At 47.9% G+C, this 24,701-nt stretch carries 22 protein-coding genes and 1 tRNA gene; 12 read left to right on the forward strand and 11 right to left on the reverse strand.

The features are described 5' to 3' along the window. Nucleotides 1–52: 52 nt before the first annotated feature. The 3 genes from C4H11_RS07505 to C4H11_RS07515 all read left to right on the forward strand — a co-directional run bounded on the left by C4H11_RS07505 (nucleotide 53) and on the right by C4H11_RS07515 (nucleotide 2,115). Nucleotides 53–907: a DUF3316 domain-containing protein gene (locus tag C4H11_RS07505; RefSeq protein WP_106041106.1), complete on the forward strand. Its 855-nt coding sequence runs from the start codon at nucleotides 53–55 to the stop codon at nucleotides 905–907. A gap of 34 nt (nucleotides 908–941) precedes the next feature. Continuing rightward, nucleotides 942–1,964 carry a S41 family peptidase gene (locus C4H11_RS07510; protein WP_106041107.1) on the forward strand — a complete coding sequence of 341 codons (1,023 nt, stop codon included), beginning with the start codon at nucleotides 942–944 and terminating at the stop codon, nucleotides 1,962–1,964. 69 nt (nucleotides 1,965–2,033) lie between these two features. Then, nucleotides 2,034–2,115, forward strand: a tRNA-Leu gene (locus C4H11_RS07515). A 518-nt stretch (nucleotides 2,116–2,633) separates the two neighbouring features. On the opposite strand, the gene C4H11_RS07520 is transcribed toward C4H11_RS07515, so the two are convergent. From C4H11_RS07520 to C4H11_RS14595, 4 genes are all read right to left on the reverse strand, one after another. Further along, a complete protein-coding gene (locus C4H11_RS07520; RefSeq protein WP_106043222.1) occupies nucleotides 2,634–5,162 on the reverse strand; it encodes an outer membrane beta-barrel family protein in 2,529 nt (842 codons plus the stop codon). Between the two features lie 169 nt (nucleotides 5,163–5,331). Continuing rightward, entirely contained in the window at nucleotides 5,332–6,627 is a 1,296-nt protein-coding gene (locus C4H11_RS07525) for an MgtC/SapB family protein (RefSeq protein WP_106041108.1), read from the reverse strand. A gap of 14 nt (nucleotides 6,628–6,641) precedes the next feature. After that, nucleotides 6,642–7,130, reverse strand: coding sequence for a CYTH domain-containing protein (locus C4H11_RS07530; protein WP_106041109.1), 489 nt, complete (start codon nucleotides 7,128–7,130; stop codon nucleotides 6,642–6,644). Between the two features lie 21 nt (nucleotides 7,131–7,151). Beyond that, nucleotides 7,152–7,286 carry a hypothetical protein gene (locus C4H11_RS14595; protein ID WP_262494812.1) on the reverse strand — a complete coding sequence of 45 codons (135 nt, stop codon included), beginning with the start codon at nucleotides 7,284–7,286 and terminating at the stop codon, nucleotides 7,152–7,154. A gap of 446 nt (nucleotides 7,287–7,732) precedes the next feature. On the opposite strand from C4H11_RS14595, the gene C4H11_RS07535 reads away from it, so the two are divergent. The 4 genes from C4H11_RS07535 (at nucleotide 7,733) to trpS (ending at nucleotide 11,353) form a co-directional block, all read left to right on the forward strand. After that, entirely contained in the window at nucleotides 7,733–8,923 is a 1,191-nt protein-coding gene (locus C4H11_RS07535) for an IS110 family RNA-guided transposase (protein WP_106040648.1), read from the forward strand. Between the two features lie 306 nt (nucleotides 8,924–9,229). After that, nucleotides 9,230–9,877, forward strand: coding sequence for an IS30 family transposase (locus C4H11_RS07540; protein WP_262494813.1), 648 nt, complete (start codon nucleotides 9,230–9,232; stop codon nucleotides 9,875–9,877). Nucleotides 9,878–9,881: 4 nt separating this feature from the next. Beyond that, nucleotides 9,882–10,145 carry a hypothetical protein gene (locus tag C4H11_RS14600; protein ID WP_262494832.1) on the forward strand — a complete coding sequence of 88 codons (264 nt, stop codon included), beginning with the start codon at nucleotides 9,882–9,884 and terminating at the stop codon, nucleotides 10,143–10,145. Between the two features lie 113 nt (nucleotides 10,146–10,258). Continuing rightward, complete coding sequence (trpS, locus tag C4H11_RS07545) at nucleotides 10,259–11,353, forward strand: tryptophan--tRNA ligase (protein ID WP_106041110.1); 1,095 nt, start codon at nucleotides 10,259–10,261, stop codon at nucleotides 11,351–11,353. A gap of 136 nt (nucleotides 11,354–11,489) precedes the next feature. On the opposite strand, the gene mutL is transcribed toward trpS, so the two are convergent. The 6 genes from mutL to C4H11_RS07575 form a co-directional block, all read right to left on the reverse strand. Continuing rightward, nucleotides 11,490–13,406 (reverse strand): DNA mismatch repair endonuclease MutL, encoded by a 1,917-nt coding sequence (mutL, locus tag C4H11_RS07550; protein WP_106041111.1) that lies wholly within the window; start codon nucleotides 13,404–13,406, stop codon nucleotides 11,490–11,492. Between the two features lie 68 nt (nucleotides 13,407–13,474). After that, on the reverse strand, nucleotides 13,475–13,765 hold the full coding sequence (locus tag C4H11_RS07555) for a hypothetical protein (protein WP_106041112.1): 291 nt from the start codon (nucleotides 13,763–13,765) through the stop codon (nucleotides 13,475–13,477). A gap of 4 nt (nucleotides 13,766–13,769) precedes the next feature. Further along, entirely contained in the window at nucleotides 13,770–15,488 is a 1,719-nt protein-coding gene (locus tag C4H11_RS07560; protein WP_106041113.1) for an OstA-like protein, read from the reverse strand. A gap of 25 nt (nucleotides 15,489–15,513) precedes the next feature. Continuing rightward, complete coding sequence (locus C4H11_RS07565) at nucleotides 15,514–16,881, reverse strand: peptidylprolyl isomerase (RefSeq protein WP_106041114.1); 1,368 nt, start codon at nucleotides 16,879–16,881, stop codon at nucleotides 15,514–15,516. A gap of 10 nt (nucleotides 16,882–16,891) precedes the next feature. Further along, nucleotides 16,892–17,740, reverse strand: a complete 849-nt coding sequence (locus C4H11_RS07570) for a hypothetical protein (RefSeq protein WP_106043224.1) — start codon at nucleotides 17,738–17,740, stop codon at nucleotides 16,892–16,894. Between the two features lie 56 nt (nucleotides 17,741–17,796). Further along, nucleotides 17,797–19,347 (reverse strand): peptidylprolyl isomerase, encoded by a 1,551-nt coding sequence (locus C4H11_RS07575; protein ID WP_106041115.1) that lies wholly within the window; start codon nucleotides 19,345–19,347, stop codon nucleotides 17,797–17,799. Between the two features lie 520 nt (nucleotides 19,348–19,867). Here C4H11_RS07575 and C4H11_RS07580 point away from each other — a divergent pair. Further along, nucleotides 19,868–21,136, forward strand: coding sequence for a glycosyltransferase family 4 protein (locus C4H11_RS07580; RefSeq protein WP_106041116.1), 1,269 nt, complete (start codon nucleotides 19,868–19,870; stop codon nucleotides 21,134–21,136). Next, nucleotides 21,126–21,875 carry a glycosyltransferase family 2 protein gene (locus C4H11_RS07585; RefSeq protein WP_106041117.1) on the forward strand — a complete coding sequence of 250 codons (750 nt, stop codon included), beginning with the start codon at nucleotides 21,126–21,128 and terminating at the stop codon, nucleotides 21,873–21,875. Before C4H11_RS07580 ends, C4H11_RS07585 begins: the two co-directional genes overlap by 11 nt. 14 nt (nucleotides 21,876–21,889) lie before the next feature. On the opposite strand, the gene C4H11_RS07590 is transcribed toward C4H11_RS07585, so the two are convergent. Next, the gene (locus tag C4H11_RS07590) at nucleotides 21,890–22,588 is read right to left on the reverse strand and encodes an SIR2 family NAD-dependent protein deacylase (RefSeq protein WP_106041118.1); all 699 of its coding nucleotides are present in this window, start codon (nucleotides 22,586–22,588) and stop codon (nucleotides 21,890–21,892) included. A 139-nt stretch (nucleotides 22,589–22,727) separates the two neighbouring features. Between C4H11_RS07590 and C4H11_RS07595 the strand changes: the two genes are divergently transcribed. From C4H11_RS07595 to C4H11_RS07605, 3 genes are all read left to right on the forward strand, one after another. Further along, on the forward strand, nucleotides 22,728–23,396 hold the full coding sequence (locus tag C4H11_RS07595) for a hypothetical protein (RefSeq protein WP_106041119.1): 669 nt from the start codon (nucleotides 22,728–22,730) through the stop codon (nucleotides 23,394–23,396). A 13-nt stretch (nucleotides 23,397–23,409) separates the two neighbouring features. Continuing rightward, nucleotides 23,410–23,862, forward strand: a complete 453-nt coding sequence (locus C4H11_RS07600; protein WP_205729956.1) for a hypothetical protein — start codon at nucleotides 23,410–23,412, stop codon at nucleotides 23,860–23,862. Nucleotides 23,863–24,087: 225 nt separating this feature from the next. Further along, nucleotides 24,088–24,678 (forward strand): FKBP-type peptidyl-prolyl cis-trans isomerase, encoded by a 591-nt coding sequence (locus tag C4H11_RS07605; protein ID WP_106041120.1) that lies wholly within the window; start codon nucleotides 24,088–24,090, stop codon nucleotides 24,676–24,678. Nucleotides 24,679–24,701 lie beyond the last annotated feature (23 nt).

Genomic DNA, 24,701 nt, shown 5'->3' on the forward strand with positions numbered 1-24,701 from the left:
AGTGATGAGTGGTTAATGATTAGTATAACTATATAGTATCAGGAAGAGGTTTATGAGATTATACGGAATAATCATCTTTGCCGGATTGCTTTCGAACTGTTGCACCTTGCAAGCTCAATATACCGACATTGAACATGTCCGGAAGCTGCAAGCTGACTCAATCGCCCGTAACCGTATCATCACTCGCGCCACAATGTACGGCATCGGCACCACCAATGTGTTCGATACTTATCTGTCTCCGCAGGAATACAGAGGCATCGACTTCCGCGTCTCCCGCGAAAGTATGCGGATGACACGGCTGATGAACGGCAACATCTCGCAACAGACCTTCTTTCAGGCCGACTTGGGATATACGCGCAACAAGGCGGACAACAACAATACTCTCTCCGCACTGGCCAACTGGAACTACGGCCTGCACTACAACTTCCCCGTCACAAACAACTTCAAGTTGCTGGCCGGAGGCATAGCCGACCTCAACGGGGGCTTTGTCTACAACCTGCGCAACGGCAACAACCCCGCTCAAGCACGGGCCTACATCAACCTTGCCGTATCGGGCATGGCTGTCTGGAAATTGCGCATGGCAAACCGTCCCCTCACGCTACGCTATCAGATAAACCTTCCGTTGGCAGGCGTGATGTTCATGCCCAACTACGGACAGTCATACTACGAGATATTCACGCTGGGACATTGGGACGGAGTGGTGAACTTCACTTCACTGCACAATCAGCCGTCCATGAGGCAGATGCTCACCGCCGACTTCACGGTAGGACGCATCAGCCTGCGCCTTGCCTACTTGTGGGATGCGCAACAGTCTAACGTCAACGGGATAAAGACGCACACCTACTCGCACGTATTCATGGCAGGGTTTGTGAAGAAGTTGTATTTATTCTCCAACAAAGGGAGATGAGATTCTTATAAAATAAACGGTAAGGACGAAGTGTATGGAAAGAAAATATCTTTGGGGCATTCGGCCCATTCTGCTCAGCCTGTTGCTCTTGCTGTACGGGTGCATGCGTGAAGAAGAATATAGCAATACCCCGCAAGGCAACTTCGAAGCCCTGTGGCAAATCATCGACGAACGCTACTGCTTCTTTGACTACAAGCAGATAGACTGGAACGACATTCACGACAAATACCAAGCGTTAATCACTCCGGGCATGGGCAACGAAGCCCTGTTCGAAGTATTGGGCAACATGCTTGCCGAACTGAAAGACGGACACGTCAACCTATACTCCTCTTCCGACATAGCACGCTATTGGAACTGGTATCTGGACTACCCGCGCAACTTCAACGAAAGCCTCATCGAGAAGTATCTGGGCAGAGACTACCGCATCGCCGGCGGGGCCAAGTACACCATTCTGGAAGATAACATCGGATACATCTATTACGGGGACTTCTCCACTGGCATCGGCAATGGCAACCTAAGTGAAATCCTCTCTTACCTGTCACTCTGCAACGGCCTGATCATAGACGTGCGCAATAACGGTGGAGGCAATCTGACAAACGCCACCCGCATGGCTCAACGATTTACCAACGACAAAGTGCTGACGGGTCACATCCTGCACAAAACCGGCAAGGGGCACAACGACTTTTCCGAACCGACACCCATCTATATAGAACCATCGAACAGCATCCGCTGGCAGAAGAAAGTGGCCCTCCTCATCAATCGCCATTGCTACAGCGCCACGAATGATTTTGTCAACTCCATGCGCTACTTCCCCAACGTCACACTGATAGGCGACAAGACCGGCGGAGGCTCCGGCCTGCCTTTCTCGTCCGAACTGCCCAACGGCTGGGGAGTACGTTTCTCGGCCAGCCCGCATCTCGATGCCGACAAGCAGCAGATAGAGTTCGGCATCGACCCGGACATAAAGGTGGACATGAGCAAGGAAGACGAGGCCAACGGGATAGACACTATTATTGAAGAAGCTCGAAAAAACCTTAAAATAGGGGCTTTGAAGTAACTTTGCAACTTCAACTATTTGCTGAAATGAAATTTCTTTCTACCTTTGCAGCCACTACAAAACGAACTTGCGGGTGTGGCGTAATTGGTAGCCGCGCCAGACTTAGGATCTGGTGCTGTAAGGCGTGTAGGTTCGAGTCCTATCACCCGCACGATTTATAAGAAGAACAATCAAACAAAACAAAACGGAAAGGTGGGTGTCGTGAGACAGCTTCCTTTTATCTTTTTTATACCATCCTGTTCCGAAAGTACACTTCTCCAATCTCTGACTCAGACAGGCCACATTCGAACGATTTTCGGCTATCCTCCCATACAGAGGGAAAAGCCTGCAATTAAAGGCCACTACGATTCCCCTCGGAAAGACAGATACCAGTATTCCAAACCGGGAACTTATGAGCTGCGGCTTGAGATACGCCCAGATAAACACGATAAAGGCTGCGAAAAACGACAAAAGCGCATTAAGGAGAAGCTTTTTTCGAATCCTCTTTCTCTTGAAATCTGCAATTGATTTTCTTTATAAAAACAAGCAATTGATTCATCAACCACTCCCTGTCATCGAACATCACGAAATGCAATCCCCTACTACCGACATACTCCAACCGCGACACAAACCAACCGGCATATTGTTCTTTAATGGCAGACGCAATATCTATGCCTTTCTTTCTCTTCCTTATTCGGTTCCTTCACTGCTACTGTTTCCGTCGCTTTTCACGTCGTCGTTGCTGATGGTGCGTGCGGTTTTCTTCACGCTTGCCTTCAGCTCACCGATGCGATAGCTGATGCTCACACCGAAACGCTGATGAGTGAATTTATTCCAATTCTTCTGTGCGAAGTTATTGTCCTCCAGTGTGTCATCGTTATTCATGTATTTCTTGAAGAAGTTACTGGCAAATGCCGACAAAGTGAAACGCTTCTTCAAGAAAGACTTGTTGACGCTCAGGCTGTAGTCGAAGAAGCTGCTTCCCCTGCCTTGAAGCATAATCCACGGAGTCTGTCCGTACATGTTCAGGCTGATGCGCCAATCGTGTGGCAACGATTGCTGGATGCCGCCATAGGCAAAAAGACTCCACCCGTCGTTCTTCAGGCCTCTGCCGTCTTCCATATAGTTGTAACTGCCATAGAAGTTCGTATAAATGCGCGTATTGGAAGTCGCGTTCCAGTTTACATAACCGTTCAGGCCGGCAGTTCTGTTCTTACCGATATTTTGATAGGTGGAATACAAGACATCCTTGCCGGTGGGGTTTTGCAATCCCTTTTCTGCCAGCGTTCTGTCCGACACAAGTTCGGTGATATTCTCGATGCTGTTGTTGGTGAATGAGTAGCGCATGGAGATGTTGAAGTTGAAGCTGCGGGTGAAATTGCTGTAGCCGAGGGTGAACGCATGGTTCTTCTCGCTGTTCAAGTCGGGGTTTCCCTGGCTGACGTAGGTGGGATTGCTATCATTCAGGTAAGGATTCAGATGCCAGATTCCCGGGCGGAAGATGCGCATGTTGTAGCTCAGTTGCAGATTGGACATGTCGGTCAACTTCCAGCCGATGCTTGCCGAGGGCACCATGTCGTTGAAGTGTTCCTTAAAGTCGTCTCCTTTGCCCAAACGAAACTTCACGTTCTGTATTGTATGTTCATAACGCACGCCCAATCGTCCGGAGAAACGCTTCACTTTCAGTCCGTAACCCAGGTAGGTGGCCAAGATGTCATTCTGATGCTTGTAGTGAGAGCTGTGTTCTTTGTCGAAATCATAAGCATCTGTTCCGACAGTGCGCTCATAGCGGTCGTTTTCCGAAGAGTTCTCGCGCAAGATGTATTTGGTGCCGACTTCGAGCGTGTGCATCTTTCCTATGGGTGTGGTGTAATCGGCCTGGAAAGTGTGTTCTGTGGTATGTTGCGAGCCGTCGTTATGCTGATCGTGCATGCGTTTGAGAAAGTCCTGCCAATCGGCGGCTGCATGCATGTCACTATAGTTGGAATAAGAATCCGAGCTTTGCGGGCGGGTATTTATCTTATAGGAGAAGGTGAGCATGCGCTCTTTCACACGAAACAGACGCTGGTAATCAATGCTGCCGTCGATGGAATACCATGAGCTCTTGCCGTCAATGTTCGAGGTATAGCGATAGAGTTCGTTGTCCGTACCCGGTGCAATGGCCCGGATGTTGTTCTCCCCTATGTTTTTATGTCCGCCTCCCCACAGGCCGAATGACATGCTCAGCAGGCGCAAGGTGTCTATCTCATAACTTGCCTCCATGCTACCCGACTGAAAATCACCGTGCCCCTTGCTCATTCCGTTATAATTCAAATCCGAAGAAGTTTCGGTGATACGGCCTTTTGTGCGGCGGTTTCCGCCGGAATAGCCGCGCGGCTGGTCGTGATAGTTATAGTTGTAGCGGCCGCTGACTGTCAGTTTGCCGCTCTTTACCGTGCCGAATAGGCCGGTTCCTATGCCCCTGTTGCTGACATTCCCGCTGAAAGTAGCTGTATAGCCCTCCAATCCTCTGCCCACAGTGACGATGTTAAGGATGCCTCCCACGCCTTCGGCATCGTATTTAGGCCCGGGATTGGTTATCACTTCGATGTGCTTGATGGAGTTGGCAGGCATGCTCTTCAATACCTCCGTGGGATTGTTACTCATCATGTTGTTGGGCCTCCCGTTGACGTAGACCTTGAAGCTGCCGCTACCGTTTACCTTAATGTTATCTTCCCCGTCCACCGTCACCAAAGGCACTTTGCGGAGCATCTCCAAAACGGAATTCGATTTGGAGTCAGGGTCGTCCTGCACATTATATTCTATCTTGTCTATATCTGCTTTCACCAAGGGCTTTTGGGCCACAACTTCCACCTGGGCCAATTCGTTGGTGGCATCTACGGCATACAAAGTGCCGAAGTCTACCTCCTTCTTTCCTGCCTCCACCGTAAAATTCTTCACGATAGGCATGCGTCCCACTGAGGTGATGGTCAGCACGAAGTTGCCCGTACCGGGCACTTTCTCCTGAAAACGTCCTTTCATATCAGTCACCATCATCTTCAAGGCTCGCTCAGGCGTCTCTTTCTTTGCGATTTTAACCGTGGCGTAAGGCTCTCCTTCGAGGGTGAGCGAGTCCTGCAGGACACCTTTAACTTGGAAAAACAAGGGAGCCGTACTTTGTGCCGCAAGCATTCCGGATAACATCAGCATCCACAGCAGCGCAGTCCATTTCATTTTCATTATTTTCATGTTTAGTGATTATTCATTCATAATTGCTTTAGATATCAGACGCCGTTCACCTTGGTTTTGTCACAAAGATTGTGACAAAAATAGTTTCTTTTTATGCCCTTACGAGAAGTTCGGAGTTAAAAAAGTAGAAAAAGTTCAGAAGCAACCTGCATAGAACAATTCATAAGACGTAAAAGAGCAACAGCAGACAGATGTTCACGGCTATGACACAGCCAAAACCTTTCAATATCCACGGGCGCAAAGGGTTCTGTCGGCCGGCAAAAAACAATGCGTAGCACATGTTCACCGCAATGTTGCTGACAATGGCCTGCATGCTGCAAGCTGTGATAACCGTCACAGCCACGCTACCCGTGCCTTGAAGCAGGTTCAGGATGAAAGGAGTAATGTCACTGAAACCGGAAATGAAAGAAAGCAGGTTCAATCCACTCGTACCGGCATATATCAGCGTATAATGGGTCAGGATAGTGAACACGACGAACAACACGGCAAAGATGAGTGCCACTTTGAACTCCAACGGATTGCTGCTGTCTTCTTCCTCATGCGTGCGACCGTCGCTATCCACCCGTTTATACCGGAAATGCAGATACCATGCCGTGCCTGCCGCCACAACCGACATCAGCAACAAATAGGGATAAATGATCAGCAACGTCTCACGGCTGAAGATACCTATCAGTATCAGAAAACGCAGAAACATCATGCTTATCGCCAACAGCATGGCGGCCACATATTCCGGAGCATCGTGCACGGAAGCGTCGCGACTCTTACGAGCTAATACGGAGATGGTGGCCGTGCTGCTATACAGTCCTCCCACAATGCCCGAAACCAGCACGCCCGATTCGTGGAAGACGTAACGCTTGAGCAGATACGAGAGGTAGGAGATGCCCGATACCACCACCGTGGCCAGCCAGATGGTGTAAGGCGTCAGGTTGATACCGGGGATGAGATTCTTATTGGGCAGCATGGGCAGGATGATGCCGCTGATGGCAAGAAACTTGGCAAGCGTTATCATCTCGTCGTTCTTCATGCGCTGCGCCAGCTCCGTAAAGGTGTGCTTCAGTTCGGTGAAGAGCAGCACCGTCACGACGACCATGACGTAGAACCATGACGGCTGCGTGGCCACAATAGGTGCTATGCAGTAGGTGATAAGCGCAATGACAATGGTAGTTACGCCGAACACATGGAACTGTGCCTGCTTCACGTAGTAGTTCAATCCGAGCAGCAAGCCCAGAACAGCTCCGCCACCCATGAAGAGGCGATACTCCACAGGGTCGAGGATGTAAAGCAGATAGCCCAGAATGCCGATGAAGGTAAACGTACGGTCGGTGCCGAAGAGCGTGGTCTCACCTTCGCGCTTCAAGCTGATTTTACGCTGCGAAAGCCCGATGAGCAGAGAAAACAGGGTGACCAGAATAAAGGAGACCAGTTCTCTTGGCAAGTACTCGTAAAGTTTTTCCATGATCGGCGCAAGGATTACGGTGAGTTATTGGTTTGCTGCCACGTGCCGAAAGGCTGCTTCATCAGTTGCGAGTTATAATAACGGATGTCGCCCGTCACCTCCCGGCCGAGGAAAGCCGGCTTCACGAACGCCTCATCGGCCGAGGAAAGCTCCACTTCGGCCAAGGTCAGCCCCTCGTTATCGCCTCGAAACTCGTCCACCTCGAAGATGTGGCGGCCGCTACGCACCAAATAGCGCGTCTTGTCGATGACGCCCGGTTCGCACAGCCGCATCAACTCTTCGGCCTCTTCAAGCGGAAGTTCCCTCTCCCATTCGTAGCGTGCGGTTCCCGACGCATCGGACGGTCCCTTGATGGTGAGATAGCCTTTGCCGTCGCGAATGCGCACCCTCACCGTCCGCCCGCGCGCACTGCTGATGTAGCCTTGCACGATGCGGCTCTGTGCGTGGGCTTGCGACTTATACTCGCCCGTCACAAGGAATTTCCGTTCTATCTCCTGCGGCATCTCTGTCTTGTCTAAGTTTTATCAGCCCCAGTAAGAGTAGCCCACAAACATGGCTATAACCAAAACGATGGCTACGATGCCGATGACAATCATCACTCTCTTGGCTTGTTGCTCCTCTTTCAGGCTGTGCATTTCCTTCTTCTTACTTTTTCCCATGGCGTTTTTGCTGTTTAAAGTTCTACGATGAACAAAGTAAGAGGAAATCCGGGAAGTTTCCAAACGAAAAAGAGAAAAAAGTTCCGTAACCAGTAGAAGATAAGTTCCACTAAGAAGTGCAAATATTCTCTGTTATTATAAGATGACTATGAAAAACACTCGGGGAGCGCTGTCGGCAAGGGACTGAAAGCCCCGGCGAGACAAAAGATTTCAGTAGCAATACAAAAAAGAGAAAAGGGAGACCGAAATCTCCCCGAGATTAATCAACTTTGTATTGTCATATGACAATATCATCAATTAACCTCAGCACAAAATTATATAGAAAAATCGAGTTTTTCTATACCGGCGTAATAAAAACCGAGGCCGGCCCACAAACTCAGCTTCATGCTTTGTTTAATTGTTACGAATGTCCTATATTTAAGGAGTGTAACTAAAAAATCTCAAATATGGACAAAGACAGAATCGTGGCCGGCCTCGATGTGCACAAAGATACAGTTTATCTCTGTGTGTTGGACACTGCAGAGACCGTTATTTTTGCAAATGTTTATGGCACATTAACTCCGGATTTGCAACTTATGTGTTCGGATATGGTTTCTCATGGGGTGACAGAGGCGGCAATGGAAAGCACCTCGACCTATTGGGTTCCGGTGTGGAATGCCTTGTGCGATAGCATGTCGCTCAAATTGGTAAATCCTTATTTTATAAAGCAGCTTCCCGGTCGCAAGAGTGATGTGAAAGATGCCCAATGGATAGCGGAGTGTCTGTTGAAGCATCTGATTCGGGGAAGTTTTGTGCCGGAGAAGAGCGTGCAGGATATGCGCAAGTATAACCGTCGCATCTTCGACCTGAATGAAGACCTGAATAAATTGGACGCTGCTTTACAGCGATGTGGTTTCCGGTTAAGTAACTATGTATCCCGCGTCAATGGAAAAAGTTATCAGAAGTGCGTCCGTGCGATAATAACCGGGATAACAGCCCCTGAGGAGTTGGTGAAACTCATTCATGGAAAAACTCTACGTAAATACGGACTTAACATCATAAAGGATGCCGTAACGGGTGACTTTCACCAGGCAGACATCTGTTTATTAAAGCAATACGCAGAGCTTATAGACGTAATCGGGCGACAAATCGAAGAATGCAGGCAAGCTCTCATTGCCATGTGTCAGGAACATTTCCCGAAACAATTCAAACGTCTACAGAGCATCCCCGGTGTTAAAGAACGCGCAGCTTCAGCTATAATTGCGGAGACCGGGGCTGACATGAAACCGTTTGAAAAAGCAACAAATCTTGTTGGATGGTGTGGATTGAAACCACGCAATGATATAAGCAACAATAAAGTCAAGAGCAATAGGACGACGCATGGGAACCGATTCCTGCGTCAGATATTGGTTGAAATATCCTGGGGCGCATCAAGAACCCGAAACTGCTTTTTCTCAAACTTCAGCTACGTGCAATGCACCCAACGGCATAAGAACAAGATGAAGATACAAGTAGCCATCGCCCGAAAGATATTAGTCGCGGTATGGCACATGCTGACAAAAGATGAGGATTTTATGGATGTTTATCTCAAGCGTCTTGAAAAGGAGGCGGAATGGCAAAATAAAATCCGGGAATTAGAATCGTTATTGGTCGGATAGACCATTCCGATAGACCTCTATTGACAACATAATTATCTTTGTGCCGCCACATGAGCACGTTTACAAAATTATTGCATCCATAGAGGGATTGGACACCGGCGTAGTCCTTCCAGGCTGAAGAGGAAAGTAAAAAACTTTATTAGTACAGACGACAAAATACTTGTCGTCTAAAGAGACTTATGGGAAAAGTTTACGAGCTATAATATAACCAACGGAATACGAATCGGTTAAATATGGATATATAATAGATGGAGATTTCTCTTTTTAGAGGAAAGATACACGATTTTTGTATTGCTGAAAAAGAGAATGTCGGTAAAAGACATTGCAGATACGATAAATGTACTTTACAGCACTGTTTATCGTGAGTTAAAACGCAACAAAGGACGACACCATTACCATTACGGTGTTGCCCAAAAGCAGTGCGATGAACGTAAGCGACGGATGCGCAAACACCGCAAATTCAGTTTCGAGATGCGAAAGGAAATCATCGCACTCATGGTTAATGAGCAATGGTCGCCCGAGCAAATCCGGGGATGGATGCTGCGTGGGGGAAAAGCGTGCGTCTGCGGCGAAACCATTTACAGCTACCTCCACTTCGACCGTTCCTACGGAGGCGAACTCTACAAGAGTTGTCGGCACAGGCTGCAGCACATCAAAAGAAACAGCCCCGCTGCCTATACGGCCATCAAGGAAAGGGCCATGATAGACCAGCGGGACCCGCAGGCCGACGGGACACGATTCGGAGATTGGGAAATGGATACCATCATCGGAAAAGACGGCAGAGGGGCTATTGTTACACTTGTAGAGCGAAGCAAAGACTATCTGCTCATGAGAAAGCTGCCACAGGGGAAGAATGCACAAGCCCTTGCAAGAACCGTCGTGGCCATGATGACGCCTTTCATCGGAAATATCAAAAATCACCACGGACAACGGAAGCGAGTTTGCCTGTCATAAGCTTATCGCACAACGACTCAAAACAAAGGTTTGCTCCGCACATCCCTATGCCTCATGGGAGAAAGGAAACATTCAGAACACAAACAAGCTCATCAGGCAATACATCCCAAAAGGTACAGCTTTTGAACAATATAACGACCAACTGATAAAACAAATACAGATGAAAATAAATGCAAGACCAAGAAAAAACTTAATTTCTCTACACCAAAACAAGAGTTTTACAACTACTCATATAAATTTGCACTTGCTATTGGAATCTACCCAGTAAGGATTACATATAAGAGGAATCTCTACCCTTGATTTTTGGATAATTATCGATATCTTTGCAGACATTACGGACAGTAATGCCCTTACTCCCATTAGGAACTAAAAATACAGTATATGTCAAAAGAAAAAATCATCCTTACGGGCGACCGCCCCACGGGACGGCTGCACATAGGACACTATGTAGGCTCATTGAGAAGAAGAGTGGAACTGCAAAATTCCGGTTTATATGACAAGACGTTCGTCTTCATAGCCGATGCACAAGCACTGACCGACAATATGGAGAATCCGGAAAAAGTGCGTCAGAACGTCATCGAAGTAGCCCTCGACTATCTGGCATGCGGCCTGGACCCGACGAAAAGTACCATCTTCATCCAATCTCAGATTCCGGAGCTTTGCGAACTTTCCTTTTACTACATGAATTTAGTCACCGTCAGCCGCCTGCAACGCAATCCGACTGTGAAGACCGAGATACAGATACGCAACTTCGAGACAAGCATCCCCGTAGGCTTCTTCACCTATCCCATCAGCCAGGCAGCCGACATTACAGCCTTCCGTGCCACCATCGTGCCCGTAGGCGAAGATCAGGAACCCATGCTGGAACAAGCACGCGAAATTGTACGCCGCTTCAATTATATATATGGTGAAACGCTCGTCGAACCCGAAATTCTCCTGCCCGAAAACGCAGCCTGCCTGCGCCTGCCGGGAACCGATGGAAAGGCCAAGATGAGCAAGTCGCTCGGCAATTGTATCTACTTATCCGACACCGCTGAAGACGTGGAAAAGAAGGTAAAAAGCATGTACACTGACCCCGACCACTTGCGTGTTTCCGACCCCGGAAAGCTTGAAGGCAACACGGTATTCACCTACTTAGATGCTTTCTGCCGGCCCGAGCACTTCGGCCTCTATCTTCCTGAATATCCCAATCTGGACGAATTGAAAGCCCACTACCAACGTGGTGGGCTGGGCGACATAAAGGTAAAAAAGTTCCTCAACGCCATCATGCAGGAAACGTTAGAGCCGATTCGCAATCGTCGCAAAAAGTTCGAAAAAGACATTCCCACCATCTACGAAATGTTGAAAAAAGGTTGCGATACAGCCCGCGAAACGGCTGCCGCCACTTTGGACGATGTGCGCAAAGCCATGAAGATTAATTATTTTGATGACGCAGAACTGATTGCCGAACAAATGAGAAAATTCAGCGAAGAATAATCTTTGTTGCGCCTTATACTGAAATATTTCAAAACCAAAGTGACCTCAAGAAGCCGGATGATTCATGATCTATATCCGGCTTCTTGAGGTCACTTTGGTTTTAGGTCGTCAAAGCAAAAGACAGTGACTCACCGCCTCATTTATTGAAAAGCTTTTCTATTTCTTCCTCCTTAATGGTTGCCAGCACCACCCGCCCGTCAGGAGTATAGTTAGGAGTGGGACAGGCAAACAGGCTATCCACGAGGTTCGCCATTTCATCATTACTCAGCACTTGCCCATAAACGATGGCGGCAGCACGAGCCAATGCAGATGCAAGAATCGTCTGCACCTCTTCCTTCACATCGCTTCCTTTCTCCATGGCGGTATGCACCATATTTCCGATCAATTCCACCGGATTCAACCCTTCGATGCCCGAAGGTATGCCATTGATGGCATAGCTGCCGCCACCCAACGAGCTCAAGTCGAAACCTACCGCCGACAAATCGTCCATGATACTTTCGAGTACAGCAGCTTCGGAGGCTGGCAAACGGATTATCTCCGGGAAAAGTACCCCTTGCGACACTCCTTGTTTCTGATTAATCTGGCTCATATAACGATCGAACAGTACACGGACATGCGCACGATGTTGGTCTATCAGCATCAGACCGGACTTTACAGAAGTCAGAATGAAACGCCCCTTGAACTGAAAATGTTGAGCACCTTTTTCTATGGAGACTTCACTTCCACGGAAAGAAGCTAATGTTGCACCGGCAGGGGTGGCACTCGGACGATATGACATGTCCGGTTCTTCTCCCGAAGCAAAGGAACCTCCCTCCTCCTCTTCGACAAAGGGCTGTTCTCTCATCAACTCGTTCATCCTACTGCCTTTCTCCAGACCGGAATAAAACCCCTCCCACTCCACTTTCGGACGCGAATAATTTCCGCCTCCCCCATAAGAAGAGGACGTTTTAAAAGGATTGAATTCGGCATTATAGTGCACTTTCGGAGGTTCAACCGGCCTCATTTGCTCGAATGCCGGAATATCGGGCATGTCTTCCGTATCAAAATCAATGGTAGGAACAGCGCTGAACCTCCCCAAAGCCTCTTTAACTGCCGCCGACAAAATCTGCCAGATGGCTTGCTCGTTTTCAAACTTGATTTCCGTCTTTGTGGGATGGATGTTCACATCAATATTTGCCGGATCGACCTCTAAATAAATAAAATAGGAGATTTGCTCACTGGCTGGAATCAGTTGTTCGTACGCATCCATCACAGCCTTATGAAAATAAGGGTGCCGCATGTAACGCCCGTTCACAAAGAAATACTGATGCGCTCCTTTCTTACGCGACGTCTCGGGCTTGGCAACAAAACCTGAAATCTTAATCATGGTCGTGTCAACTTCCACAGTCAGTAACTGCTGGTTCAGCTTCTTGCCGAATATGGCCAAAATACGTTGCCGTAGAGGTATCACCGGTAAATTGAACAACTCACTGTCGTTGCTATACAAATAGAAAGCCACCTCGGGGTGTACCAACGCAATACGTTCGAACTCCGTAAGGATGTTACTCAACTCTGTGGAATTAGCTTTCAGGAATTTACGCCGGGCAGGAATATTAAAGAAGAGATTTTTGATGGAGAAGTTACTCCCCTTAGGGCAAGATACAGCCTCCTGACTCTCAACCTTAGAGCCGGCAATCAACAAGCGTGTACCCAGTTCTTCATTCTCCGGCCGTGTTTTCAGCTCCACCTCGGCCACAGCGGCAATGGAAGCCAACGCCTCACCACGAAAGCCCATAGTGCGCAAAGCGAACAAATCGGCCGCCTCGCGTATCTTTGAAGTAGCATGCCGCTCAAAAGAGAGGCGTGCATCGGTTTCGGACATTCCTTTCCCGTCATCAATCACTTGGATACAGGTCTTACCGGCATCGGTAATCAACACATGTATTTCACGGGCTTCGGCATCAATCGCATTTTCCACCAGTTCTTTCACCACAGATGCCGGACGCTGAATCACCTCTCCGGCTGCTATCTGATTAGCAACCGAATCGGGCAGCAAATGAATAATATCGCTCATAAACAACTACAATTTAGCAAGTATACGTTAAGAAAAGGAAGAAGCCGAATGTCATTCGGCAACAACTACTATATAATCCCGCTACTGATGGCATACCATAGGTAAATCAGCAAGGCAATGACCACAAGCACGATTCCCAGATGCAACGGCTTACGTCCACTCTCTTTCCGACGTTTCAGGTGGGTGGTTCCTTCAACGAATTTGCCTCGGATATCTTCAGGAGAAAACTCTTTCTCCGGCAGCATACCCAAGTCACGTTTGGCTTTTTCTTCCATCTTAGCCAACTTCTCTTTCCGCTCGTCCACATAGATATATGAATGGTGGAAGCCACGAGGCTTCCGCATCGTAAACATTCCCATTGCCTTACTTTTTATTTCGTTTAATATGCATGTTCCTTGGAGAAACCACAGACTTCCGGTCACTCTTCTTCAACACTTCGCCCGCCTTCTTGCCTCTCCACTCAAAGATATCTTCCTTGTTTTTCGGACGGATATAGTCAAACCATGCAAAAGAGGGAAGCTTGCTCTTTTCTGCGGGAATCTGATCCAGAGGATAGGCTGTGCCGGTGGTTTTTCCTACAAAAACCCCACGTTCCATTTTCCTGTCCTTCAGATACATTTTCAACAATCCTCCTTCGGAATAGTTCATCATAATCAATGAACTGTCTTTTTCTTCTACCGGATAGTAGACCACTAGCACATTGCCGTTGACTTCGACCCTGCGCATATCTCCATCCACGAAGAAGGCTTTCATTTCCTTGCCAGACACCTGATTGTAATGGATGCTGTCCATCTTTTCTACCGTCAACGCCTGACGAATAATATGCGCCCAATCGATGGTGCTATCGTTCATATAGACTTTGATCTCTTCGCCCAGCAACTGCTGTTCTCCATGCCACAGAATAGGGTCGGTATACATTGTCATGCAGGAGTCTTTTGAGTTGTAGACCAAAGAGTCGCACACCGCTTGCACATCCGTGCGATAGGCCCGAACCTTGTGATAGGCACGCATCTCCCGATACATGGAGTCGGTATTCAGATGATAAGTGATCAACCGCAAAGTGTCGGCGTGCATAAACAGACTGTCGACTTGCGAATAATCAACAGCCATTGCACGCTGGGTGGCTACGGCATTACCGGTAAGTTCATTATAGAAACAATAGTCGCCGGTAAGCATATTCCGGTTCACCGTATCATTCATCTGCACATTGTCAAAAGCTTCGCCATAGCCCAGCTTGCGATCGTAGAAAAGACTGTCACCGGTCAATTTCTTGCCTTCGTTGATCAGAATGGAACGGTCAAGCAACTCTGCCTGTTCGGTAGTTGTGTTGTACACTCCACGTTCGGAATAGATGTGGTTCTGCTCACTTACGATATCGGAAGGCCCTAAAATAGTGGCAACTTTAGTTGCCGTACTATACTTCAACGTGTCCGATGTCAGCACGAATTTCGGATTTACCAATTTCACGACATGGTTGAAAACTGCCAGCTTCGTAGTCGGACTATACTCTCCCCATTCGGAAGTAAGTACGTTTTCTTCATCGGTCAATGTCCCGCCTTCAAAATAGTAACCTAAATTATACAAGCGATCATAGTTCAAGCTGTCAGTGGTCAACTCGGTTTTACGATTAATCATGCGCACATTTTCGCGCAACATGGCCAACTGCGACATCCCGTCGTAGTAGAGATAGTCACCGTAAATAAATAAGGTGTCTCCCTGCTCCATACGCACGTTGCCAAATGCCTCGACCGAGTTTATCTTCTCGAAGATCAAAGCACTGTCGCAGAACATGTACATGCTGTCGTGCTTCAGCCTTACCGAACCAACAAGTATCTGCACATCGGGACGCGAAAGTTTATCGGCTTGAGCCTCATCGGCATAGAGCAAATCCACACGGGTTTTCTGCTTTCCGGTTGCCGGCACTTGTTGCCGATCTGTTCCCTCCACTTTATTTTTAGCAGTAGCGGCCTTCGTTTTTTTATCCTGGGCACTCAACAGGCAGATGCCAAACAAGCATAGAATACCTATCAAGAGGAATCTATGCTTGTTTAGAAAATGAGTTTTTATATACTTTTTTTGCATACAAAATTATGTAAATCCCTACGGGTCAATCTTTAATCCAGCCCGGATATTTGAACGCACAGTTATTTTTCCAATTGTCCTTGATGCGGACATAAGTATGCTTCTGCTTCTCGCGAATCCATTTATCCAATACTTGGCTGCGATGTTTTTCAAGTACTATTTCCTTCAGGTTCTGATAGTCGTCGGCAATCGTTGCTTTATGCCCTGCCGTGCGACTTTTTAATTTCACAATCACGCACTCTTCTTTTCCCGTCTTTTGCGGAATCATAGTGAATGCCTCGGAAATTTCACCCACTTTCATCTTGTCTACCACCTTGGCTATCTCAGGGGGGAGTTCCTGCATCTCAAATTTGGATGTATTCGAGTTGGGGTTGGGCAGCAAGCCATGGTTATTACGTGTATCCTTGTCCTGCGAAAGCACGGAGGCAGCCTCCTCGAACGAGAACTTGCCATTACGGATATCATCGGCAATGGAGTCCAAACGTACACAGCCGGCCGTCAAAGCCGCTTCCGGAATATGAGGCTTCAAAAGGAGATGACGCACTTTGATGCGGTCGCCACGTTTTTCCATCAGCTGAATGATATGGAAACCATATTCCGACTCCACTATTTTGGAAACCTTGTTCGGATCTTGCAGGTTGAAAGCCACATTGGCAAAAGCCGGGTCTAAATAGCCGCGCCCGGTAAACGGCATCTCGCCGCCATTGATTGCCGACGCACGATCGTCAGAATAGAGGCGAGCCAGCATGGAGAAGCTTTCGCCTTTATTGACACGCTCGGTATATTCCCGCAAACGTCTTTTTACATCTTCAATCTCCTCCAAAGGGATTTTGGGTTGCTGGGTGATAATCTGCACTTCCACCTGAGTCGGGATATAAGGAATACTGTCTTGCGGCAAATCCTTAAAATAACGGCGTACTTCGGCCGGAGTCACTTTTACTTCTCCAACTAATTTCTGCTGCATCTTCTGCACCTTCAACCCTTCTCGCGCATTCTCGCGCAATGTTTCACGAATCTGGCTGGAGGTCTTATTGAAGTATTCCTCCATCTTCTCGCGAGAGCCGATATTGGAAATGTACATATTCGTCATATAGTCCACACGCTGCACAACTTCATTTTCGGAAACCTCAATACTATCAAGTGCCGCCTGATGAAGATATAGCTTTTGCACGGCTATCTCTTCCGGTATCACACAGTAAGGGTCACGGTCGAATTTTCGTCCTTCATAGAGTGCACTCATGCGGGCCTCCTCCACTTCGGACTTCAAGATGGCCTCGTCGCCTATTACCCATACCACCTCATCAATCACGTTGTCTTGCCCATAAACGGTAGGCCCGAACCATAGTGTCAAGGCTAATAAAACTACAAACTTAAAGTTCATACACATTTTCATTCTTGATATCTTATTCTAAATAATATTTAATCTTGTCTTTCTTCACTGCACTCTGATACAAGTCGTCTTTCACCTTTTTCATGAAATCCACTTGCTTCATGTTCAGCAACATGTCTTTCACCCGGGCATGTGCAAACTCGTAGGGTGCCTGCTCACCCGCCGAACGAAGGTCGCTCACATTCAGAAAATAATAAAAGGACTTATCTTTCAATTCAATTTGCCGATGTTCACCGAGATACCCTTCCACATCGGTTACATTCAATGGCATCATAGCCAAAACATCCGATGCCGGCACCCATTTGTCGTAAAAATACTCATACTTCACGGCATTTTGCAAGCTATATTTTTCCAACTTTTCCACAGCTTCACGCCCTTCTGTCTTGTACCAACGGCGAACATTGGATAACTGCGGAGCCGACAAAGGGACTTTAATGAACAAACCTCTTATCAAGGGGTATTCTACTTTAAAGAGAGCCAGATTTTTCTCATAATAATCCATCAAGTCCTGTTCGGAAATTTCATTTGAAAGCTGTTGATGTATTAAAGCCTGCTGGTAGGTATGCACTATCAAAGCCCTACGATAATTCTCCACAAGTTTCTCTATTTCGCCATTATTGGGAATGTTATCCATTGCTTTATCGTACAGCAGCACATCTTCCGCCCAATTGCGTATATAATGTTCGGCAAACAACAAACTGTCATCTTTCGACAAACCTGACGGCTGCACCGATTGCAAATCTTCCTTATAAAGGAAACAGCCATCGAGCTCCACCAAAGGTATCCGCCCTTCATGGTCGTGCCGTCTGTTGCATGCCATGCAGAGGCAGAGAATCAAAAGTCCCAAACCGATTGTTCGCATCGCCAACTGATCTTTATTGTTTTTAAAATACGAAGATAATGTTTTAATCGGTTGCATCAGTGATTATTAACTGTTTTTAAAACCTCTTGTTCTATTTCAACCTTAGCGGCAGAACGCAACTTTGCCGTCCAATGCGCCTCCAGATGATTCCGATAGGCTATGACTACGGCTTCACGTATTTCCTCCCAACTATCCGGGTTCTTTTGCTTCTTGCCAAGCACTATCGTAAAAGGATATGACAAAATTGGAGTTGTTCCTTTCTTTCTAAAAACCAACAGATCCACATACTCATTGTCACCGGGAGCGAATGTTCCTTGCTCTGCTTGTATCCGTTGCTTTCCTTCGGCATTAAAGGCCAACCGGACAGCATTTTTCCACTCGGATTCCGGAAGCTTTTTCAAGATCCTCCGGGCTTGCTTGGCTACCCGTTTGGTAGCACAATGCAACACCATCCCTTTATAATGCGGCTCCTCCCAATGAAAATCCGAACGATGAATTTCAAAATAGCCTTTCAGTTCCGCCTCATTCCTCACTTTCTCTTCGCCGATTTCACGATGCATAATTTCGGCGAGCAATATGCTGTCACAACACTCTTGCAATAGCACCCTGAACTTCGGATGTTTCTGCTCCAAACGGCTGTTCTCATAATCCAGCACGGTCTTCATGACAAACTCCTCCAACTGCTTGCGAAGCCCGGCCGGATGCGCAGCCGCGAAAATGGAAAAGTCCTCTCCGGTATACGATTTTCCGTCCAACGCAAACAGTGCCCGACGCGTACCACCTGTCGATAGAAGTTCGTCCATGCCTGCCTTATCAGGCGTATAGCGATACTCCTTCTTCAGTTTTTCCACAAAAGTTCGGGTAATCTTCTTTCCTCCATGCCGAAAGGCTTGGCAATGGATGATTTCATCCTTCACTTCATCAAACGATGGATGCTCCTTGCGTTCAAGAACTTTCACAATGTGAATGCCCTGCGGCGTGAAGAACGGAGGAGAGAACTCTCCTACCTTCAAGCCAAACGCAACATCTTCAAACTCTATCGGCATTTGCTTTCGGCTCACCCAAAAAGAGCTCTTGTCATCAGAAAAGAGATTGACACAAGCATCGAAATCCATTGCCGCCTCCGCTGTCTCCAACTGTCTGAAGACGGAATCCATTTTGTGTTCTACCTCCCGAATCGCATGCCCGGAGATATTTTGAGGAAGGTATTTAAAGATATGCCTCACCAGCACTTGCCCGACAGGATGGCCGGATGTCTGCTTATCGTAAAAGTCGTGCGCCTCTTTGCCGGCAGCTTCCATATCCGCCAGGTAAGCCCAGACCAACCGGTTACGATAACGTTCTCGTTCTTTCAGAAAAACGGTGGTCGTATCCAATCCCGCAGCTTTGGCCGCAGCAACTTTCAACTTAAAGTTCACAAAGGATTCGACATACTCATTCAGAACCTTTCGCCCTGCACCTGCATCCACACCTTTTTTATCACAGAAGCGTTCGAACTCGGAACGAAAGACCTCCTTTCCGTCAATACGCACAAGCACCGGATCGTTTTGAGCCGAAGCAGCCAAGACGAATCCCCAAAGTACAAATATCAAAGTAGGTTTAACCATCCTCCACTCTTCTTTAAACTGCGCAAACTTACGGAAAATCTTTGGAATAACCACGACTGAGAAAATACAATGTCGTCGGTTCTCTCAGATATAAGATTTTCCCGGATATAAAGTTCTTTCTTTTCAGATTATCTTACATTTACGCATAGCCCCACTGATTTTCCGATGTGCTGTGTTTCTCCTCCGCCCTCCGCAAGCCGAAATCTTAACATTGTATCGTCTCTCCCGAAAAAAGCGTTCGTGGGGCAAATACAAAACAGCCGACTGTTTTTCCCGAGCAAGATTCCACTCTCCCTCCCTATGAGGGAGTGGCCGGAAAAGAGGCTTAGAGAAGAAGACGGACAGAGTAGGCCGATGGGGACGGACGTTCCATAGAAAACAGCAGGCAAGGTGTAGCACAGGTACAGGGCGGTGAAGACTGTGGCGTTATTGTCGCCTTTTTAACAGGCAAAAGAAAACCTTTTCAACAGAAAGCAGTATTTTTGCACCCATCAATAGCAGAAAAATATCGCCACCGCACATGAGAGTACTACTTATCAATACATCCGAACGCATAGGTGGAGCCGCCGTGGCTGCCACCCGCCTGATGGAGTCGCTCAAGAACCACGGTATCAAAGCCAAACTGCTGGTACGCGACAAGCAGACCGACCAAATCTCCGTGGTGTCGCTGGGACATGGCTGGCACATGGTGTGGAAGTTTGTCTGGGAACGCATCGTCATCTGGGGGGCCAACCGATTCAAGAAAAACAATCTCTTTGCCGTGGATATAGCCAATACGGGGACAGACATCACTTCGCTGCCCGAATTCCGGCAAGCCGACGTCATCCACCTGCATTGGGTCAACCAGGGGATGCTCTCGTTGAAGAACATTGAGAAGATACTGGCTTCGGGCAAGCCCGTGGTCTGGACCATGCACGACATGTGGCCCTGCACCGGCATCTGCCACCATGCCCGCGAGTGCACACACTACCGGCAGGAGTGTCGCAATTGCCCTTTCATCTACGGCGGCGGGAGCAAGCGCGACCTTTCTTACCGAGTCTTCAAAAAGAAGATGAAACTCTACAGAGACCGCCGCATTCACTTCGTGACGTGTAGCCGTTGGCTGGAAGGACAGGCCAAGCAAAGCGCCTTACTGCGCGGACAGGAGGTGACGTCCATCCCCAACCCCATCAACGTCAATCTTTTCAGACCGCACAACCGGAAGGAAGCCCGCACCAAATGCATGCTTCCGCCGGAGATGAAGCTCATGCTCTTCGGTTCGGTGAAGATAACGGACAAGCGAAAGGGCATCAACTATATGGTGGAGGCGTGCCGTCTGCTGGCAGAAAGGCACCCCGAACTGAAGGATGAATTAGGGGTTGTGGCCTTCGGCAAGCAGTCGCAACAGCTGGAAAGTCTCCTGCCTTTCAAGGTCTATTCGATGGACTTTGTCAGCAATGAGCACCGGCTTGTAGATATCTACAACGCCGTGGACATTTTCGTGACCCCTTCGCTGGAAGAGAATCTCCCGAACACCATCATGGAGGCCATGGCGTGCGGCATTCCCTGTGTGGGCTTCAACGTTGGCGGCATTCCGGAGATGATAGACCACCTGCACAACGGCTACGTGGCACAATACAAGTCGTCGGAAGACTTTGCTGACGGCATCTACCGGACACTGAACGACCCGGACTACGCAAGCATTGCAGAACAGGCCGCGCGCAAGGTTGTGTCCAACTACTCGGAGAACATCATCGCCAAGAAATACATCGACCTTTATAATAAAGCGACCCGAAACCATGCAAAGTAACCATCTTACACCGAAGTTCAGCATCATCACCGTGTGCTACAATGCCGAAGCGGAACTGGAAGACACTATTCAGAGCGTCATCACGCAAACCTACCATCACGTGGAATATATCATCGTGGACGGCGCTTCGAACGACGGCACGCCGGCAATCATCGACCGATACAAAGACCGCATCGGCCGTGTGGTGAGTGGACAGGACAAAGGGCTGTATGACGCCATGAACAAAGGGCTCCGTCTGGTCACGGGCGACTACGTGTGTTTCCTCAATGCTGGAGACAGCTTCCACGAAGACGGCACTTTGCAACAAATAGCGAACACCCTTACCCAAGCCGAACTCCCCGACGTGCTGTATGGAGAAACGGAACTGGTGGACAAGGAGGGACATTTCGTCCGCATGCGCCGCCTTGCCGCTCCGGAGGTACTCACATGGCGCAGCTTCAAGCAAGGCATGCTGGTATGCCACCAGGCATTTTTCGCCAAAACAACTTTGGCAGAGCCATATGACTTGCAATACCTTTTCTCCGCCGACTTTGACTGGTGCATCAGAGTCATGAAGAAAGCCAAGAGCCTGCACAACACTCACCTCATCGTCATAGATTATCTGAAGGAAGGAATGACGACCCGGAACCGCAAAGCGTCGCTCATCGAACGCTTCCGCATCATGACGAAACATTACGGACTGATGAGTACGGTAGCATACCACGTGTGGTTCGTGTTGCGCGCCATACTGAAAAAGTAACCCGCCCCAGCCTCTTATCCGTTCAGCAAGGCAGTCAGTTCTTTCATCCCTTCCGATGCGCCTTTCCGGATGACATGTATCTGCCGCATGGAATGCGTATCCACCGGCTTGGGGTCAATCAAGTAGATGTCCGCCTCACGGGGCACATAGCGCAGCAGACCCGCAGCAGGATATACATTCATGGAGGTACCGATGATGACAAACACATCGGCCTTCTCCACATAACCGATGGCTGTCTCTATCTCTGGTACAGCCTCGCCGAACCATACGATGAAAGGACGGAGCGACGAACCGTCTCCGGCTTTGTCATACGGTTTCACCTCATACTCTTCAGGCTTCAGTTCTTTCACATAGCGGGGATTATAAGGATCACGACTGGAACAAACCTTTGTCAACTCACCATGCAGATGAATCACGTGAGTACTGCCCGCCCGCTCGTGCAGATTGTCCACATTCTGCGTCACGACCGTCACATTGAAACTCTTTTCCAACGCAGCAAGCAGCCTGTGTCCCGCATTGGGTTCCACCTCCGACAATTGTTTACGGCGTTCGTTATAGAACCTTATCACCAACTCCGGATTACGCGCATACCCTTCAGGAGTAGCCACCTGTTCCACCGGATATTTGTCCCACAGTCCACCCGCATCACGAAACGTACTGATCCCACTTTCAGCACTCATCCCTGCGCCGGATAAAACAACCAAATTCTTCATTTTTTACTCCTTTCTTTATAGTATCTACAAAGATACGTTTTTTAGCAACATGCCACCGCTTTTTTATTTCATTCCTTTGCCGTGCAGTATTTCACCATATTTGCGTTTACTAAGCAACCATCATTAAAACGAATGATTTATGAAAAGACAAAATCACCTCACTCTCTGCCTGACAGGGACGCTTCTATTTCTTTCTCTCGCTTTGTCCGCTCAAGACAAATCTGCCGGAAGCTCTTCACTCTCCGCACACATAGGCCCCGCTTGGTACACAGGTCGGCTCATGGGAGTCACCGGTGGTGCCAACGACTACCGTAATAACCTGCGAAAAGGAATCAGCTGGGCGCTCCACTATTGGTATAACGGCCGGACATCCTCTAAAGAAAAGGCCGTTGTCAGACCGGGATTCCTCTATCAAGGAAGCCGCTTTCAAGGGAAACAGACAAATGGTTCGGATAAAATCTACCTGAATTATCTGGCACCGCAGATCGGTCTATTTTTCCTCCGTCCCACTTATCAGATACAGCTATCAGCCGGTGCAGGCTACCAATTCTATACCGACAAAAGCATGGTATACGGTAAACCGCGCAAAGTATCCATGGATAAACCGGCTTGTAACCTCTCGCTGGCCGGAGAATACTTTCTGACGAAACAATGGGGACTCTCAACCCGCCTTAACTGGATATTGTCTCACTCCGAAAACTATTCGGTAGACTACAACGGTACACATTGGAAAGTGGAACACCCCGATACCGGTGAAGGACACTTCGGCCAACTGTCGCTACTTTTCGGTTTGAATTATCACTTCTAAAAAACATACCATCATGATGAAAAGATTGTTATACTTGTTTATGCCGCTCCTTTGCTGCGCCTGCGAAGAGAATACTTCTATCGACCCCACCCTAATGCCGGAAGCCACCAAAACCGGCAAAAACACACTGGGCTGCCTGATAGACGGCTGGATATACACCGGTGGACGATTCGGATTACCGAAAGCCACCATTATCAATGATGAGAAAACTGATTATTGCCTGATAGAAACCAAAGTAGGCATATTCAAGACGTTGAGATTCAAACTTGTCAACCCGACGGTTAATGCCGAATGCGCCTATATAGATGCCATCCTCGAAGAAGAGAATATGGGGAATGGCAAAGCTTTCATAACACGTAAGGATGGAACCGTCATCAGCGGCACATTCAGCGGAAACAGAATTACGGAAGGACGATTCGACATCAGATACATAGAAAAGAATACGGAAGAAAACATCGCCTATTAGAAACCGATATGCTTTCTGGCAATTACCGGAAGGCATACCGGTTTACCATCCTTTTCAACTTTATTACTCATCCGCCGAATTAGCGAATCAAGGCTTAAAAGACAGCCTAAACAAAATTAAACGGACAAAAAGCCTTGTCATTCAAATAAAAGACGTATTTTTGCCCCTCGTTAATATGTTAATAGGATTGAACAGATATGCATTCCAATCCCCAACATCATTTTTATGGATAAATTCAGCTACGCCATCGGCCTGGGAATAGGTCAGAATCTCTTAAGTATGGGTGCCAAAGGCATCGCAATAGAAGACTTTGCACAAGCAATCAAAGATGTAGTGGAAGGCAATCAAACTGTCATCAGCCATACAGAGGCTCGTGACATCGTGAACAAATATTTCTCAGAATTGGAGGAAAAAATGAATGCCGCCAGCATAGAACAAGGGCAACAGTTTTTGGAAGAGAACAAAAAACGGCCCGGCATTGTCACATTGCCCAGTGGACTTCAATACGAGGTAATCAATGAAGGAACCGTAGGACGCTATGCCAAAGCAACTGATAAAGTGGAATGTCATTACGAGGGTACTCTGATTGACGGAACCTTGTTCGACAGCTCCATCAAACGTGGACAACCGGCCGTATTCGGCGTCAATCAGGTCATCCCCGGATGGGTAGAAGCCTTGAAACTGATGCCCGAAGGTGCCAAATGGAAACTCTACATCCCCAGCGACCTGGCCTATGGAGCACAAGGAGCAGGTGAAATGATTCCTCCTCACAGCACACTGATTTTCGAAGTAGAACTCCTGAAAATTCTATCATAAGTAAATAACAAATAAAAAGCAAA

The sequence above is a fragment of the Bacteroides zoogleoformans genome (genome assembly GCF_002998435.1).
Lineage (GTDB): Bacteria > Bacteroidota > Bacteroidia > Bacteroidales > Bacteroidaceae > Bacteroides > Bacteroides zoogleoformans.